Source organism: Pseudomonas sp. C1C7, from assembly GCF_013359595.1.
Lineage (GTDB): Bacteria > Pseudomonadota > Gammaproteobacteria > Pseudomonadales > Pseudomonadaceae > Aquipseudomonas.
Genome location: NZ_JABFMP010000006.1, coordinates 164,024 through 180,270, shown reverse-complemented (window position 1 = coordinate 180,270; position 16,247 = coordinate 164,024). Strand labels below are relative to the sequence as shown.

Sequence of the window (16,247 nt, the reverse complement as noted above, 5' to 3'; positions counted from 1 at the left end):
GCCGTACAGATTTGAGTGCTTGGAGGTTGAGTTTTTCGGTAATGTTGCTATAGGATCTTCTCAGGAGATGGCATTCCTCCTTAAACCGCTTCGTGCTGATGATGCCTACGTGAACCCTGGACAGGGTGCGTAGGTGTGCCCCCTGTCCATCAATTTAGGACAGGATTGTGACTACCATTCTCATATCAGCCCCCTCTCTTCGCATGCGGTTATCAGCACCTCCTCGGCTCTACCAGCCCAGAGGAGATTTGCAGCCATGCTGAAATCACTATTAGTTATCGCAATCGGCGCATCACTTGGTGCCTGGTTGCGCTGGCTTCTGGGCATGAAGCTCAACGCGCTGTTCCCGACAATTCCCCCAGGCACTGTGGTGGCGAACATGGTCGGGGGGTACATCATCGGACTAGCCATCGCGTTCTTGGCCGCATCTCCTTCCTTAAGCCCTGAATGGCGCCTGCTGATCATCACGGGTTTCTGTGGGGGACTTACCACCTTTTCCACCTTTTCAGCCGAAACAGTTGCCCTAATCCAAGAAGGGAGATTGCTGTGGGCACTTGGCTCGATTTCGTTACACGTCGTGGGCTCGTTGGCGATGACGGCTGCCGGGCTTCTGTCATTTCAAATGATTGGCACGCGTTGAGGAGATGAAAATGAAAGGTTTTCTGGTGATTTTCTTTACCCAACAGAACCGTCGTTACCAGGGAAAGATGCTGGGCGACTGGATCGTTGATGTAGCAAAGGAAATGGGGCTGCGTGGCGCGACCCTTTCTACAGGTATCGAGGGCTTTGGGCATACTGGCCGGTTGCACTCCTCACATTTTTTTGAACTGGCGGATCAGCCGACCGAAATTCGCATGGCTATCACCGAGGACGAATCCGAAAGGTTGTTCAAGCGATTGGAGCTAGAGGAGATCTCAGTGTTCTACATAAAGACCCCAATCGAAATGGGCACCGTCGGCAAAAAGGCCAACTAGCCCAAAACCCTTCTTAATCCCTTGGAGATACGAACATGAGCTATGCGGACATTCCAGCTGGTAACGCAATCCCCGATGACTTCTTCACCGTTATCGAGATCCCTGCAAACCACTCTCCGATCAAGTACGAGGTAGACAAACCAAGCGGGCAGATCTTCGTTGATCGCTTCCTCAGTACACCAATGTTCTATCCGGCCAACTACGGGTTTATTCCGAACACGCTAAGCGATGATGGCGATCCACTGGACGTACTGGTGATCTGCCCTTATCCGGTCTCTCCTGGCGTTGTCATTCGCAGTCGTCCAGTTGGCGTGATGTACATGACAGACGAAGCTGGCGCCGATGCCAAGGTAATCGCTGTTCCTCATGACAAACTCAGCTCGACGTACAGCGATATTAAGGAGTGCGAAGACCTTCCCGCACTTCTGCTTGCGCAGATTCAGCACTTCTTTGAAAACTACAAGGCGTTGGAACCGGGTAAGTGGGTGAAGATGGGGCGCTGGGGCAGCGCAGATGAGGCTAGGGAAGAAATCCGCAGGTCAGTAGCTGCCTACGTTCCAAAAAGCCTGGTGTCTCACTAGAAAATCTGGACTGTTAAATGTGAACCCACTTATGCGGAAGTAGCTCAGTAATCTCACTCGCTCGCTGTGTCGGCAGGCGGGTGAGGACGTCCTTCAGGTACGCATATGGATCATGCCCGTTGAGCCGTGCAGTCTGAATCAAACTCATGATTGCAGCCGCACGTTTACCGCTGCGTAACGAGCCCGCGAAAAGCCAGTTCGAGCGCCCAAGTGCCCATGGCCGGATTTGATTCTCGCACCAGTTATTATCGATTGGCACATCACCGTCATTGAGATAGCGCGTCAGCGCTAACCAGCGTTTGAGGCTGTAATCCAACGCCTTGGAGATGGCCGATCCTTCAGGCACAAGCTGCCTCTGGGCGATCATCCAGGTATGAAGTGCATCGATTATCGGTGCTGCTTTTTCCTGCCGTATGCGCTGCCGGACATTCGGTTCCAGCTCGCGTGCTTCTCGTTCAACTTCGTACAAGGCCGCGATGTAGTGCAACGCTTTTTCGGCAATCTTGCTCTTGTTGGTGGCGTGCAAGTCGAAGAACTTTCGACGTGCATGGGCCATGCAGCCGATCTCCGTGACGCCCAGTTCAAAGCCTGCCTTGTATCCAGCAAAGTCGTCGCAGACCAGCTTGCCGCTCCAGTTGCCAAGGAAGTTTCGGGCATGTTGGCCAGCACGGCTCGGACTGAAATCATAAACGACCGCCGCCAGCTCAGAGAACTGGCTGGTGGCATAGGCCCAGACGTACGCGCGATGAGTTTTCTTCGCACCAGGCGTAAGCATTTGTACTGGTGTTTCGTCGGCGTGGACGACGCAGTGCGTCAGCACGGCTTCACGCAGCGCATCGACTAGCGGTTGAAGTTGCACGCCGCAGTTGCCTACCCATTGCGCCAGGGTCGAACGGGCGATGGGCAACCCTGCACGGCCAAAGATTTTCTCCTGCCGATACAGCGGTAGATGGTCGGCAAACTTGGCCACCATGACGTGGGCCAGCAGACCCGCCGTCGGTATGCCTTTGTCGATAACATGCGCCGGTACCGGCGCCTGGATCAGCGTTTCGCACTGTTGGCAGACCCATTTTCCACGGATGTGGCGTTCGACGGTGAATACGCCAGGCGTGTAGTCGAGCTTTTCACTGGCATCTTCGCCAATACGCTTGAGGGCGCAGCCGCACTGGCAGTGTCTGTTTTCTGGTTCGTGATGGATCAGTTTGCGAGGGAACTGCGGTGGCAGCGCAGCGCGTTTAGGCTGCTGGCAGAATTTGGCTCCGAAAGGCGCTGGTCGCAGCGCTTCAAGCTCAGCTTCAATGGCGGCGATGTCAGTGTCGATCAAGTCGTCAAGCAAGCTGGCTTGATCCGGACTTAGCTGCTCGCTGTGCTTGGCAAACTTGAAACGTTTGAGCTGCGCGATCTCGTGGGCCAGCTTCTCGTTGACCGACTTGTAATGGATGATTTGTTTGTCCATTGTCTCGACGCGCTGGATCAACTGCGCCGCCAAGGCACGCAGTTCTTCAGGGTTTAATTGATCGAGATTCGGATGCGAAGTCATGCCACCGATTTTGCCCGAGAGGGCACATGGCTGCGACAGACTGATGGGCCAATTGCGCTGGTAAGCGCGCCATGGCAAGTGTTAAAGCACCGAGATGATTCCGCCTGCACCGACGCGCTGCCAAGGTAGACCGAGCACCAGGGCCTGAAGTTGCTCGGCATCCAACTCGACTTCAGAGCCGTGCCGCACCCCTGGCCAAAAGAAGCGTCCTTGATTCAAGCGGCGGGCTGCTAGCCAAATCCCCACGCCGTCATGCACCAACACTTTCATACGATTGGCGCGGCGGTTGGCGAACAGATAAGCACAGTGTGGATTCGCCGCACCGAACACCGCCACGACCCGTGCGAGCGCAGTTTCAGTGCCGGCGCGCATGTCCATCGGCTCGGTGGCGAGCCAGATAGAATCGACGCGGATCATCGCAGTAGGTCTCGCAGAAAAGCGGAACACGCCGCTGCATTTTCTGCCGGCCAGCTCACCACAACTACGCCTTTTGAATGTGGCACTTCAATTCGGATCGTGGCGGGAAGGACTTGATGCACCGCTGCCGAGGGCGATGCCTTGACCGGGATGAAGGCGGTTTGCAGCGCCAAAGCTTTTTGCACATGCGCCCGAATCCATTTATGGACAAGGTTGGCATTGAGGTTGTGGGTCAAAGCGACATTGGCAATTGAGGTGTCAGGCTGCGCGCACTCGGCAATGACCTGGGCCTTGAAGGACTTGGAATAGGAACGGCGTTCTTGTGGCATGGGCGTCCGCTTAAAAAGGCTAAAGATGGTGTCCACGTAAATTTAGGTGGACACCATCGCCTCAAGCGACGGTGTCAGGAAGGTGTGTTGACCGGACGGTTACAATCAAACCTCTAATCTGACCTGTAGTCGCACCTGTGCATTGCGCAAGTGCGACTTGCATCAGACCGTTTTATGACTAAGTGTCCCAATGTCGATAGGGATACGGAATTCACCCTATCCACCGCATATGTCAAACAGCAACGCCCTGGCCCAACGCTGGGCCGAGTGATGGTGCGTTCGCTCATGCCAGGCGGCGATCTTGGTGAAACCGGGAATGACCAGCGGCGGCTCGATCTTTTGTAGATCGTTGACCTTTGCGACCAAACGCTTGGGCACTACTGCAATCAGATCACTGCTGCGCAGGACGTCCAGCAAGACCAGAAAGCTGGTGACCGAGAGGCTCACTCGTCGCTCCACGCCGAGCTGAGCAAGTGCATCATCTGTTACTCCTCGAAACCCTCCACCCGAGTAGGAGACGATAGCGTGGTCTAACGTGCAGAAACGCTCCAGTGTCAGCCCGTGTGCGGCCGGGTGCCCATCGCGCATCACGCATATGTAATGCTCGTCGTACAGACGCCGCGAGTGCAGGCCCTCGTGCGTGCTGTCAGGGGTTAGGATAGCCAGATCCAGATCGCCGCACTCCAGTTGTCTGAGTACCTGGGTATCGTCCACCGGTAGCGTGGCAATGCGGATGCCCGGCGCTTGCTGCCTGAGTTCCGCGAGGAAGGGTACAAGGATGGTTTGCTGCGCGTAGTCCGTGGCGGCGATAGACAGCTTCAGGCTGGCAGTGGAAGGGTCGAAGCGGGTGGGTTGCAGCAGTGCATCGATTTCAGCCAGAACACGCTTGACCGGAAGGGCTAGCTCCAGAGCGCGAGGTGTCGGCACCAGACCGCGCTGGGCCCGAACGAATAGTGGGTCGTCGAAGCTGTCGCGCAGGCGCGTCAACATGCCGCTGACTGCTGGCTGGGTGAGTGCCAGGCGCTCCGCGGCCCGGGTCACGCTGCATTCGTCGAGTAGGGCGTCCAGGGCTTTAAGCAGATTGAGGTCGAGGCTTCTGATATCACGCATTCTTATGGAAAGCCTAAGCGAATGTGATTGGTCTTATGCATTCTGGGCGAACATCATTCTCTGCGTCAAAACGCGGAGCGTTCTGCTCCCAAATCGAACCCTGAGAGGAATGCACCATGAGCGACATTATCTGGCCTGAAGACTATCTGCCGGGCATGACTGAAAATTTCGCTTCCAACGAAATTATCGTTGCAGACCTGAGCGCCGCGCAGATCTGGCAACAGCTCAACGACACTCGAGCCTGGCCGACCTATTACAGTAACGCTTCTGACATCCGCTTCTACGATGGGGGAGGGCCGAATCTGAGCGAGGGCGCTCGTTTCCGTTTCACCACCTTTGGTTTTCCGGTAGAGGCCGAAGTGACCGAGCATGTGGCGCCGGTCGCCGGAGAGCCGGCTCGCGTGGCTTGGCACGGTTGGGTTGAGGGCGACGCCGAGACGCGTCTGGACGTTCATCACGCCTGGTTGTTTGAAGACCTGGTCGGTGGACGGGTGCGCATCCTGACCCAGGAAACCCAGAAAGGAAAACCAGCGGAGGATCTGGCCAAAGCCAAGCCCAATCCGATGATCAATGGCCACCAAGAGTGGATTGAAGGGCTAGTAGCTGCAGCCCGCCGAGCGAGATCCTGAGTTATGTATTGAGATCGACACTTGGTGGTCATCCGCGACAGCGAGGGGAGACGCATGAACGTGTTTGGAGGATTCAACGCTTCTTCCTCAGCGCCCATCTTCAAAACGGGCGTTGAAAAACCATCACTCCGCTGGGGCAGTTACTGCCGGTCTTATCGAGCTCTCCATGAAATGCCTTGTCCTGAACCGGGATGGCGCTACTAGCTATGAAGCGTTCGTAGCTGGGCCGATACGCTATGGACGCCCCTCTGATAATCAAGAAAATGAATCGGGAGGCGGTTGTGAAGCTGGAAAAGCGCAGTATCGAGTTTGTCCCTCACTCTGAACGTTACGGCACGCCACGGCGGTTGTTCACCATTTGGTTCAGTTCCAATTTTCAGGTGACCGCTTTGATGGTCGGTACGCTGGGTATCGCCTCAGGGTTGAGCTTTGGCTGGACATTGCTGGGCCTGCTGATCGGCAATCTGGTCGGCACCGTGTTCATGGCGGCGCACTCCGCCCAGGGCCCTCACCTGGGCGTTCCACAAATGATTCAGAGCCGAGCGCAGTTTGGTGTTTACGGGGCTGCGGTGCCGTTGTTGGTCATGGTCACGGCGGCGGTGCTGTTCCTCGCCGCCAGCGGCGTCTTGATGCGTGATGCCCTAAAGGCGCTGGTTCCAATGAGCGACGACATGGCCATTGCGGTGGTCGGTGTTCTGACCTTTGTTATAGGTTTCATAGGCTATGAGCTGATCCACCGCCTGGGGGCGTGGATGAGCCTGCTATCGACCCTGGTGTTTGCCGCCGCCTTGGCCTTGATCCTGCTGCACCCGACCGATACAGCAACAATAACGGTTTCAGGTACGGGGTTCACGCTGGCGGCCTTTAATCTGGTCATCGCGCAGGCCGCCTCCTGGACTCTAGGGTATGGGCCATACGTAGCAGACTACTCGCGCTATCTCCCCGCAAACGTGAGCACCCGCGCTACATTCTGGACAACCTATTGTGGTTGCGCACTGGGCTCTTTTGCCATGATGGCATTAGGTGCTTTACTGGCAGTGGCGATACCTGCCGCGCTGGATCGCGACCCCGCAACCGCCATCGCCACGTTGTTTGGCCCTTGGGCACCTTTGGCATTGGGTGTGATCGCTCTTGGCGTCATCCAGTACAACGTCCTCTGCCTGTATAGCGCCTACATGTCATCGGTGACGATATTCGGGGCCTTTGGCGGACTCAAATACGTCACGGCTCCGGCGAAAGCCTTGGTGATGGCCGTACTGACCGTGGCCGCGACCTTGATCGCCATAGCCACCCAGTATCGTTTTGACACGTTCTTTGCGGACATTCTGATCGGTCAGCTGTATTTGCTGATTCCCTGGAGCGCGATCAATTTGGTCGATTATTACTGGGTGTGCCGAGGCCATTACGAAATAGATGATCTATACGAACCTAAAGGTTGCTACGGGCGCTTCAACCGAAAAACTCTGGCGGTCTATGCCGTTTCGATCATCGGTACCATTCCCTTCATGAAGCTTTCATTCTACACGGGCTTCGTAGCGAACTGGCTGGGCGCGGATATCAGCTGGGCGATGGGGTTGGTGTTGGCTGGGGCTCTTTACTGCATGGTCAATAGCCGTCCGGTTGTTAAAACCTCTCGCATGTACGGTCAAAAATCTCTTGAGTAGGGCTAGGTCAGGCGACGGATCCTAGAGCATGCTGAAGGGAGTGATTTGTCCAGTTGAGACTATGCAATCAACCGAGGCATGCACTGTTGTAAAGCTCTGTGCTTACCAACGTGCACCAGTCGGAAGCGACGCGATGGGCTTTCGCCTCCATTAGCCCAAACCTGTGAACCGCCTATAGCGTGGCAGCTTGGACTTGCGAAGCGATGAAGTTTATATACTGCCGGCTGGCACAAAGGCTGCAAGATTTACCCAGGTTTACCTACCACGTTTCCCTCTGGACACCTCCTCGGTCAACGATGATCGATGTGACGAACAGACTATGAACAACGTTGGTGCCTCAGACATGGATTTCTGGCGTTAACACTGCAAAAGAACAGGCAAAGGCGCCTGGAACCATATGGTTTCAGGCGCTTTTTTTTTGCGTTTTTTATCCGCAATTAACATCGGAGCCGTTCATGAAAACAGCCGCACAATTGCTGAAACTGAAGATCTCGCAAAACCAAAAGGTACATAGCATCGCGCCAGATCAGATGGTGTATGAGGCGCTGTAAATGATGGCTGAAAAGAATGTAGGTGCACTCCCCGTGATTGAGCGTGGGCAAGTGGTTGGGGTCATCATCCGGCAACTGGAACACTATATTCGCGGGCACTAAGTGACCGAGCGTGTTGCGCATATAGGGTTCATGGGTCTTGTCGTTATGAAGGTGGATGCCCATCGGGCAGGAATAAATCAGGGAGCATTTGATATGGTCAAGTTAACCACGGCACGACGTATTGTTATCGGTTTTGCAATTGCGCCGATGGTTCTGATCTGCCTGACTTTCTATGCGTTGCACGACCTGGCAACGCTGAAAGACCAGGCAATGGTAATCGTTAAACAGGACTGGCCGAAAATTGACCCGATCATGGTGATCGCCACAGGTGTGCGAGACAACGCCAGGAACACCAGGGATTTGCTTATCGACAGAGAGAACCAACAAGCGCAGCAGTCTATTGATGCCACTAAAAAGCGAATCAGCGAAGCACTCGAATGGCTTGCGCCATTGCTCGATTCTCCGGATGGCAAGGCTGCCTATGCTGCCCTGAAACAGAACCGCGAGGCATACGTCTCTGCATTCACTCAAGTGCAGGTGTTGATCAGGCAGGGCGACCTTGATGCCGCGATGGTGCAGTTGAAGCAGCGCGTCGTCCCCGCCGAGCTGAAGGTTTATAAAAGCCTGGATGTGCTCATGATGCTGCAAGGGCAGATCTTTGCCGATAGGGAAAAGTCTGCGCAGGCGCTGTACAACGATGCGCGACTGAACATGACGGGGTTGCTCATGTTTTGCCTGATCTCTGTGATCGTCGCGGCGCTCATAGTGACGCGTAGTGTCACCCGACCATTGGGTGGAGAGCCCTCTGATGCTGCGCGGGTGCTGAGTCAAATCGCGCAGGGGGATCTCACGACACAAGTGCCATTGAATGCTAGTGCGGGCGATAGCGTGATGATGAACATGCACCAGATGCAGCAGAGCCTGAATTCGATGGTGAAGCAGATCGCGGCCTCGGTCGAACAGGTAGCAAGCTCCTCCGAAGAGCTGAGCGCGGTCAGTAGCCAGACAAGCAGTAGTTTGCAGCTCCAGGGGTTGGAAATCGAACAGGCTGCGGCGGCGGTCAATCAAATGACGGCGGCCGTCGACGAGGTTGCACGCAACGCGGTCAGCACAAGCGAGGCGTCGCGGGTCTCCGAGCAAACCGCGCAACGCGGCCGCGAGCAAGTTCAGGAAACAGTTTCCTCGATAGGAGCACTGGCGGATGGCATGACGGATACCTCAGAGCGTATCCAGCAATTGGCCAAGGGTGTGCAAGAGATCAGCTCAGTGCTTGATGTGATTCGCAGCATTGCAGAGCAAACCAATTTGTTGGCCCTCAACGCGGCGATTGAAGCCGCTCGTGCTGGCGATGCCGGGCGTGGTTTCGCTGTGGTCGCTGACGAGGTACGGGCACTGGCTCATCGTACTCAGGTGTCGACTCAGGAAATCGAGCAGATGATTGGCACTATTCGGCTCGATACCGTGCAGGCTGTTAACGCCATGCAGAGCAGTAGTCAGTTGGTGCAGTCGACCCTGGAAGTCGCTCGACGCTCAGGCGATGCACTGGAAGAAATAGCCCGTTCGATCTCGCAGATCAATGAACGCAACCTACTGATCGCCAGTGCCACGGAGGAGCAGGCCCAGGTTGCGCGAGAGGTCGATCGCAACCTGGTGGGGATTCGTAATGTGTCCGACCAGGTCTTGGTGGGGGGCCAGCAAACCCAGGCAGCAAGTTTGGAGCTGGCGCAGATGGCAGGAGTACTGCACGAGACAGTAGCGCGTTTTAGAGTCTGAGCTTACACGCTTTGCCCGCTGCCATCGAAGAACTGATAGCTCAATGCTCTTCAACAGAACAGCCTATCCCGCAGTGTCGAGTGGGTGACGGACTTCATGGTTCATTTCTTGGGTCAACGAACAGAGTGTCTGATTGCCGAGGCTTATAAAGTTTGGCTGTTGACTTGCAATCAGCAGCCAGCTAATTTTCGGTCATGACTTCCATCCTATTGCGCTGCCAGCCAAGCATTATTACCGCCATTCCTCATTTGGCGGGCTAGCTCACGACTGCAGCACCCAACCCGCCCTAGAGGCGGGTTTTCATTTTCTGTCTCGGGGCTCTGATCAATGTCAGGAGACGATCATGCCCAGTACGCTCGCCCAACAAGCCCTGCTTGAGCAGTACGTCAAAAAGATTCTCGCCGCGCCGGTCTACGAGCTGGCCGTGCAGACACCTTTGCAACCGGCACCTGCACTGTCCTTGACTTTGGGCAACGAGATCCTGCTCAAGCGCGAAGATCTGCAACCGACCTTTTCCTTCAAGATTCGTGGCGCCTACAACAAGCTGGTGAACCTGAGCGATGAGCAAAAAGCTCGCGGCGTGATTACTGCGTCCGCCGGCAACCATGCCCAGGGCGTGGCACTGGCGGCCAGGGAGTTGGGCATCGAGGCGACCATCGTGATGCCCGCCACGACGCCTGAGCTGAAGGTGGGTGGCGTGCGCAGTCGCGGTGCCGAGGCGCTGCTGCACGGCGATAGCTTTCCCTTTGCTTTGTCCCATGCGCTCGAACTGGCAAGCCAAACCGGCAAAATGTTTGTTTCGCCTTTCGACGATCCGGATGTCATAGCCGGGCAGGGGACAGTCGCCATGGAAATACTGCGCCAGCACCAAGGTGCGCTGGATGCCATCTTTGTTCCGGTAGGTGGTGGCGGCTTGATCGCCGGCATCGCGGCTTACGTCAAATACTTGCGGCCAGAAGTGCGGATCATTGGCGTCGAGTCAGAACATTCAGCCTGTTTGTTCGCAGCCCTACAGGCCGATGAACGAGTGGTGCTGCCAAGCGTTGGCACCTTTGCCGATGGTGTGGCAGTCGCGCAGATTGGCGCTCACGGATTTGAAGTGTGTAGGTTTTGCGTCGATGAGGTGCTGACCGTCAGTAACGATGAGCTTTGCATTGCGATGAAAAATATTTACGACGATACGCGTTCTATCACCGAGCCTTCCGGTGCTCTGGCCGTTGCTGGTATCAAGAAATACGTAGCGCGAACTGGTGTGCGAGATCAGACTCTGGTCGCCATCGACTCGGGTGCCAATATCAATTTCGACTCTCTACGGCATGTGGCCGAGCGCGCGGCGTTGACCGAGGTGTCAGCGCAATCGTGAGTTCTGACGGAGCTTCAGCACTTGGCTGGTAGGCTTTGGGCTCCGTGAGAGATTGGGATGGTTTGCGCCTCGGTCTTTTCTTCTCCGAGGCACTGGAGATCTCTGGATCATCAAACCCAGCTGCGCTGTCTGCCAAAGGGTCTCTGATGGAAACAAGGATGCGTCCGAGTGCTTTGGGGTTGTAAGAACTCCGATCGTCTTTGGGGAAAATTGGAATCGATGGGAGAGGGTGGAGCGGATCAATATTCAGGTAACGCAGGTAACGACCAAAGACTTCATCGAAATGGGGTGACAGCGGCAGCCAGCCATCCTTGGCTGAGCGAAGCTCAACCCAACGTCCGTCCGACCTACGATTGAACTGATCGAGATGGCCGGGCGACCTGGCGTTTTGGGTTGCTTGAAAGCAAGTGCGACGCCGGGTTCCTGCACGAAGCGAGCCTGTTTGCCGGATACAGTCCAAGCTTTCGGCGGGTTGAGCACAAACTCCGCGTAGTTCTCAAAGTCTTTGCGGCGCCAGTCAACGAGCCACAGGCCATGAGCAAAGCTCCAATTGAGCATTTTCTCCAGACCCATAATGCAGCTGTGGTACTGACGGTGAGGATTTTCTACGCCCCAATTGTGAGCAATCCAATTCACAGCGCAGAGATAGGATTATGAATGGAACCCATGCTTTTGATTTTCTGGAAAACGGGGGGTTGTGGGGATTTGACCGGAGATATGTGGGATTGGATATCTAATGGGTGAGTTGATATTCAGACACATAATTTAACAAGTGGGCGATGTCAGATGTTCACAGGCCGCTCGTAAGACCACTCCAATTGGCTCAATACGCTAAAAGTGAATGTGGTTGTTCATCGATTTTTGTTCATAGGCTTCATTTTCCCGACCGTCTAGCCTCGCCGCCCCGACCTCTATCCACAAAAGCGCTTTGAGGAAGCTGCCGCGCGCTCGTCGCGTTCCGAGATGGCGGTGAGCTATCATCCGCAAAACCTGTATAAATACTCATCGCGTTGACAGTAGGTTTTAAGTAATAACTATTTTGGGCGGTTCTCCCGAACAGCCTTTCAGCGGCATAGGAGTCAGGGATGTTCCGTCGTATAGCTCAGGTGCTTACTTCGAAGTGCGAGTACGTCAGCTCGCTCGTGAATCATGCGATGGGACAGTACAAGCGCTATAGAAAAGCTGCCGACAAAGCCGCAGCCGCCGCACGTGAATACCTGGCTGTGCCCAGCGTTAAAAATGTCTTCGAGCCGCTAACGCCTGTACTTTTGGAGGTGGATCGATCACAACGTTACGAGAGTGAGCTGTTGAGCGCACTGAGCAACGATCAGATTCGCAATATCGCGATTACTGGTGAGTATGGCGCTGGCAAGAGCAGCGTTATCCGTACGTTTGTCGATCGTCATCCTGAACTCACCTATGCATTTGTATCGCTGGCTGCCTTCGGCAAAGATCTCAACAACGTTGGGGCAGGGAAGTCGACTTCGACCGATACTCCAGTAGCTCCCGCTGATTCCAGTTCAAACACCACAAATCCCAAAGGTGCAGAGAAACAAAACGAGTCGGATATTTTGACGCGCATCGAGGAAACCATCGTTCAGCAACTGCTGTACGCGGTACCGTCAGATGAACTGCCGAAGAGTCGATTGAAGCGAATCATCCAGGCGTCTTCGTCTAGCATCTGGGTGCGTACAATCTTCTACGTGCTGATGATCGTAAGTGTACTGAGGCTTTACGTCCCGTCAGTCGAGAAACTGCCGAAAATTGACCCAGCTTGGTTGGTCGAATGGCTTCTATGGATTCCTGGGTGGATGGCCGTTGTGGTGCTCGGGAGTGGTGGCATCTATATGTTGTTCTCGGCGCTGAAGTTGCTGTCCCTGTTCAGCATTGACGGCTTCACGATCAAGGGTGGAAAACTGGAAACGACCCACCACGGCTCCGTGTTGCACAAGAATGTAGATGAAATCGTTTACTGCTTTGAACGCAGCAAAATCGACATCGTGGTGATAGAGGATCTCGACAGATTTGGTATTCATGACGTCTTCACACGGCTGCGGGAAATCAATTTCATCATCAAGCAGTCCCCGCAGATCAAACGACCGGTTTACTTCATCTATGCGCTTCGGGATGAGCTGTTCGCCGTGGGTGAGAAAACGAAATTTTTTGACCTGATCATTCCGATTATCCCCGTGGTCAACTCCGAGAACTCTCGCGAGCAAATGTTTAAGATGCTTCGTGAGCGACAGTTAAATGGGGAAGCGTTGCACGTTGGGCTTGATGAGACGTTGGTTGAAACTGTTTGTTACCTCATCGATGACATGCGATTGATCAAGAATATCGTCAACGAATTCGACATGTTCTCTAGCATTCTCAGCGGTGGCTCCGGCCTGAGACTTGATCCAAATAAGTTGTTTTCGATCATTACGATTCGCAATCTGCATCCTGCTGAATACGCTGACCTGATCAAGCGACGTGGGGCCATTTACGAGACCATCCAAGGTTTCAGTGAGTGGAAGTTTCAGCAGTCAAGAATCGCCGAAGATGCTTACCAGGCACTGCGCGATAAGCGGGAGAAGCGGGTACAAGAAATCGCTGAGAGTGTGGCAGAGCTACGGGCCTACGTTTGGTTTGAGCTTCAGAAAGCTTCAAATTTGCCAAGCGCAAACTTTGTCCTGGTGCTACAGGGCAACATGTTTACGATGCTCGATTTTGTGACCGATCATGTATTTGACGGGATTTTCAACGAATCGACTCGTTTGCAAATGATCCATGCCGATGCGCAAATGCGGGTGTTGCAGACGTCAGCGGCTGTGGGCGCTAAGGAACTCCTAGCGTCCACCTCATACCAGAAAAGGTATGACCTGCTCCAGCGAACGCTGGTTGATATTGACAATGAAATGGCTGAACACCGAGTCGAGGCAAGCCGAATTATTCACCAAACCTTCCGGGCCGCTGCCAAAAAAACCTACGGCGATTTCATCTCTCAAAAGCTGAACGGCTTGGACATCGTCGTTTACCTGATGCGTCACGAATACTTCGATACCGATTACACGGACTATTTCGGCTACTTTTACGCAGGATCCCTCACATCCGAAGACAAGAACCTGATCCTGGAATTGAGGCGCGGTGTCTCCGTGGACGTCGCGACTGTGATCAGTGCTCCGAAAAAAGCCGTCGAAAAGCTGGATACTGATGATTTGAGCGATGGTCGGGGCATCATTGTCGCGTTGATCGAGCAGCTATCTAGCAGTCCGTACAACGATCTTGGTATGAGTCACGAGCGCAATAAGCTCGAAACCATTCTCAGAAGCGGACTTTATGGGCACCTAGACAGGATGGCGCAAGCGACCGAAATATTGATAACAAGTGCATCGTCACCTAAGTTCATTCAGGCTGTTTATTCTCTGGAGTCTGGATTGTTCCAAGCGTTGTTGAACGCTGAGCGATTCGAGCCAGCCGTGCTGAGGCAAGCACTGATCAGCGCTGTTATGGATGGATTGGAGGTTGCCCAGCTCACTCAATTAAACTCTATGCCGGGCAAGAGTATCTATGATGCCATTGCGAGTCTTGAAGACGTGTCGCGCTTGATGCCTGGACTCGAAGCTGGAGGTAAAGGCTGGCCTTGGCTGAAAGAGCTTCCGATGTGCTTCTCAGCGCTAAATGACAGCATCCTCCTGGAAGACCTCAAGAAGCTAATAGAATGGGGTTGTGTTGAGGTAAACCTGAGCATGCTCACGCTGATTTGCCAAAAAGCCGAACCCGTTCATGCAAGCAAATCTGATCACAGTGTAGGCACCATTTCCTATCGTCGACTGCAGGCCCTTGAGATTGATGGCCTGAATGAACTCCTGCTTGAGGCCGCGGAGGAGTTTGCAAACACGCTTTTAGCCCAGGTTGGCACGCTGGACGAGTCCGCGACCTCCTTTATAGAGCTGCTATGGGCCATCCTTGAAGAGTCGGACGATTCAGATGCCGTGGATCAATTGTTTGAACGAACGACATGCACCTTCGAGCGGCTTGAAGACACGACCCCATCGTTGTGGACGAAAGTGCTGTTGTCTGATCGGGTCAAATTGAAAGCCGTTACGGTGTGGACGTTCTTCAAAGACATACTCGTACCCGCTTTGGAGCATAAAGGTTGCGAAACCTTGGATATGGAGGCCTTCGCAGGCTTCATCCAGCGTCATGTAAAGGAGATAAAAGAGGAACTCTGGGACCTCAACCCCTCTCTGCATCAAGTGCTACAGAGATATCTAATCGCGCCAACCGGGTTATCTAATGAAACACTTGAAGTGCTCTTCACGAACGTCGTCTTAAGCGATCCCGGGATTCTCAAGGGACTGCAAGCCAGGGAGCGCTGGGAGATGCTCGCAAACGCGCCGTTTCTGGCGTACAGCCCTGAAATCCGCGAGAGCATCAGGACATTCAGTGCCGATCTGGAAGCTCCGTATCTCGCAGCACATTGGGTACAGGCACGCGACCAGATTGATCTAGCCCAAATATCGATCGACATGGCGTTGCCACTTAGTCAAAGCGGTGCGCTTGAGTTGAAGGAAAAAATTCAGATCTGGACGGCGTTACCGGTTGAAGCCTTCGACACCAACAACGAGGCCGTCAAAGAGGTGGCTGAAACCTGCCGCGTCGCTAATCGATACTCGACAAGCTTTCCGCCGGCGTTCATCCCCGCGCTCAAAAAGTTCGCAGGTGGGGAGGGGCTTACTTCAGCTCAGCGCTCTGAAGTACTGATCCAATGCTTGCCATCGTGCAGTTGGGCAGAGGCAGCCTCCGTCCTTGGTATGCTCAGCGAGGGCGGTTTCACAAAGCTTTCACCGCATGTCAAAAAAATTGAAGTGCCCCACACCGATCTCAACATGAGGCTAGTCAACGCTCTTCAAAGCAAAGGCTTCGTTCAGACCGTAACGGAGAAGGACGCTGTCATCATCGCCACTGCTAAGCCTAAGGGCATGATTTGATCTAGCGGTATTAGTTTAAAAAGCTGGTTGCGAGATCTGTACTTCGCGCTACACCCACAAAATAGATCGGCATATTCGGTGGCCGTCGAAGGACGCGGTGTTTCAGGGGGAGGTTGCAGCGGTCAAGGGCTCGCAGAGGACTTGGAGATAGAGAGCTATCAAGCATCAACAACGTCGATTTGCCGCTGGCAACGATTGCCACTCCGCCAAGCCTCACATCTTTTGCGAGATTGAAGAAAGATTGCTAGGCGATTGCACGGACTTGCACACCCATTTGCATTTGACCTAACCAGTCATTTGC

At 54.3% G+C, this 16,247-nt stretch carries 11 protein-coding genes, 2 pseudogenes and 1 riboswitch; of the genes and pseudogenes, 9 read left to right on the top strand and 4 right to left on the bottom strand.

Going from position 1 to position 16,247, the window contains the following annotated elements; translation table 11 throughout:
- Window positions 1-54: 54 nt before the first annotated feature.
- A riboswitch (Fluoride riboswitch) is annotated at window positions 55-115 on the top strand.
- A gap of 141 nt (window positions 116-256) precedes the next feature.
- The 3 genes from crcB to ppa are packed head-to-tail and all read left to right on the top strand — an operon-like array spanning window position 257 to window position 1,555.
- On the top strand, window positions 257-640 hold the full coding sequence (crcB, locus tag HNO86_RS07580; RefSeq protein ID WP_103497309.1) for a fluoride efflux transporter CrcB: 384 nt from the start codon (window positions 257-259) through the stop codon (window positions 638-640).
- Window positions 641-650: 10 nt separating this feature from the next.
- On the top strand, window positions 651-974 hold the full coding sequence (locus HNO86_RS07575; protein ID WP_108079192.1) for a DUF190 domain-containing protein: 324 nt from the start codon (window positions 651-653) through the stop codon (window positions 972-974).
- 35 nt (window positions 975-1,009) lie between these two features.
- A complete protein-coding gene (gene ppa / locus HNO86_RS07570) occupies window positions 1,010-1,555 on the top strand; it encodes an inorganic diphosphatase (protein ID WP_175376380.1) in 546 nt (181 codons plus the stop codon).
- A gap of 13 nt (window positions 1,556-1,568) precedes the next feature.
- On the opposite strand, the gene HNO86_RS07565 is transcribed toward ppa, so the two are convergent.
- The 4 genes from HNO86_RS07565 to HNO86_RS07550 all read right to left on the bottom strand — a co-directional run bounded on the left by HNO86_RS07565 (window position 1,569) and on the right by HNO86_RS07550 (window position 4,951).
- Complete coding sequence (locus HNO86_RS07565) at window positions 1,569-3,095, bottom strand: IS66 family transposase (RefSeq protein WP_175376379.1); 1,527 nt, start codon at window positions 3,093-3,095, stop codon at window positions 1,569-1,571.
- Window positions 3,096-3,176: 81 nt separating this feature from the next.
- Window positions 3,177-3,512 (bottom strand): IS66 family insertion sequence element accessory protein TnpB, encoded by a 336-nt coding sequence (tnpB, locus tag HNO86_RS30225; protein WP_175376378.1) that lies wholly within the window; start codon window positions 3,510-3,512, stop codon window positions 3,177-3,179.
- Entirely contained in the window at window positions 3,509-3,841 is a 333-nt protein-coding gene (locus HNO86_RS07555) for a transposase (protein ID WP_178131073.1), read from the bottom strand. The genes tnpB and HNO86_RS07555 overlap by 4 nt, the downstream gene beginning before the upstream one ends.
- 216 nt (window positions 3,842-4,057) lie before the next feature.
- Window positions 4,058-4,951, bottom strand: a complete 894-nt coding sequence (locus HNO86_RS07550) for a LysR family transcriptional regulator (RefSeq protein ID WP_175376376.1) — start codon at window positions 4,949-4,951, stop codon at window positions 4,058-4,060.
- Window positions 4,952-5,067: 116 nt separating this feature from the next.
- On the opposite strand from HNO86_RS07550, the gene HNO86_RS07545 reads away from it, so the two are divergent.
- From HNO86_RS07545 to HNO86_RS07520, 6 genes and pseudogenes are all read left to right on the top strand, one after another.
- Window positions 5,068-5,580, top strand: coding sequence for an SRPBCC domain-containing protein (locus HNO86_RS07545; RefSeq protein WP_175376375.1), 513 nt, complete (start codon window positions 5,068-5,070; stop codon window positions 5,578-5,580).
- A 281-nt stretch (window positions 5,581-5,861) separates the two neighbouring features.
- Window positions 5,862-7,244 (top strand): cytosine permease, encoded by a 1,383-nt coding sequence (locus tag HNO86_RS07540; protein WP_175376374.1) that lies wholly within the window; start codon window positions 5,862-5,864, stop codon window positions 7,242-7,244.
- A gap of 455 nt (window positions 7,245-7,699) precedes the next feature.
- Window positions 7,700-7,861, top strand: a pseudogene (locus HNO86_RS07535) (CBS domain-containing protein); the annotation flags it as partial.
- Between the two features lie 129 nt (window positions 7,862-7,990).
- Complete coding sequence (locus HNO86_RS07530) at window positions 7,991-9,610, top strand: methyl-accepting chemotaxis protein (RefSeq protein ID WP_175376373.1); 1,620 nt, start codon at window positions 7,991-7,993, stop codon at window positions 9,608-9,610.
- A 340-nt stretch (window positions 9,611-9,950) separates the two neighbouring features.
- Window positions 9,951-10,955, top strand: a pseudogene (ilvA, locus tag HNO86_RS07525) (threonine ammonia-lyase, biosynthetic); the annotation flags it as partial.
- Between the two features lie 1,103 nt (window positions 10,956-12,058).
- Entirely contained in the window at window positions 12,059-15,946 is a 3,888-nt protein-coding gene (locus HNO86_RS07520; protein WP_175376371.1) for a hypothetical protein, read from the top strand.
- Window positions 15,947-16,247: the final 301 nt, after the last annotated feature.

Bases quoted from the DNA above. Each gene is read 5' to 3' on its own strand.
- HNO86_RS07530 (WP_175376373.1), top strand. From the start codon at position 7,991: ATGGTCAAGTTAACCACGGCACGACGTATTGTTATCGGTTTTGCAATT.
- HNO86_RS07545 (WP_175376375.1), top strand. From the start codon at position 5,068: ATGAGCGACATTATCTGGCCTGAAGACTATCTGCCGGGCATGACTGAA.
- HNO86_RS07550 (WP_175376376.1), bottom strand. From the start codon at position 4,951: ATGCGTGATATCAGAAGCCTCGACCTCAATCTGCTTAAAGCCCTGGAC.
- HNO86_RS07565 (WP_175376379.1), bottom strand. From the start codon at position 3,095: ATGACTTCGCATCCGAATCTCGATCAATTAAACCCTGAAGAACTGCGT.
- tnpB (WP_175376378.1), bottom strand. From the start codon at position 3,512: ATGATCCGCGTCGATTCTATCTGGCTCGCCACCGAGCCGATGGACATG.
- HNO86_RS07555 (WP_178131073.1), bottom strand. From the start codon at position 3,841: ATGCCACAAGAACGCCGTTCCTATTCCAAGTCCTTCAAGGCCCAGGTC.
- HNO86_RS07575 (WP_108079192.1), top strand. From the start codon at position 651: ATGAAAGGTTTTCTGGTGATTTTCTTTACCCAACAGAACCGTCGTTAC.
- crcB (WP_103497309.1), top strand. From the start codon at position 257: ATGCTGAAATCACTATTAGTTATCGCAATCGGCGCATCACTTGGTGCC.
- ppa (WP_175376380.1), top strand. From the start codon at position 1,010: ATGAGCTATGCGGACATTCCAGCTGGTAACGCAATCCCCGATGACTTC.
- HNO86_RS07520 (WP_175376371.1), top strand. From the start codon at position 12,059: ATGTTCCGTCGTATAGCTCAGGTGCTTACTTCGAAGTGCGAGTACGTC.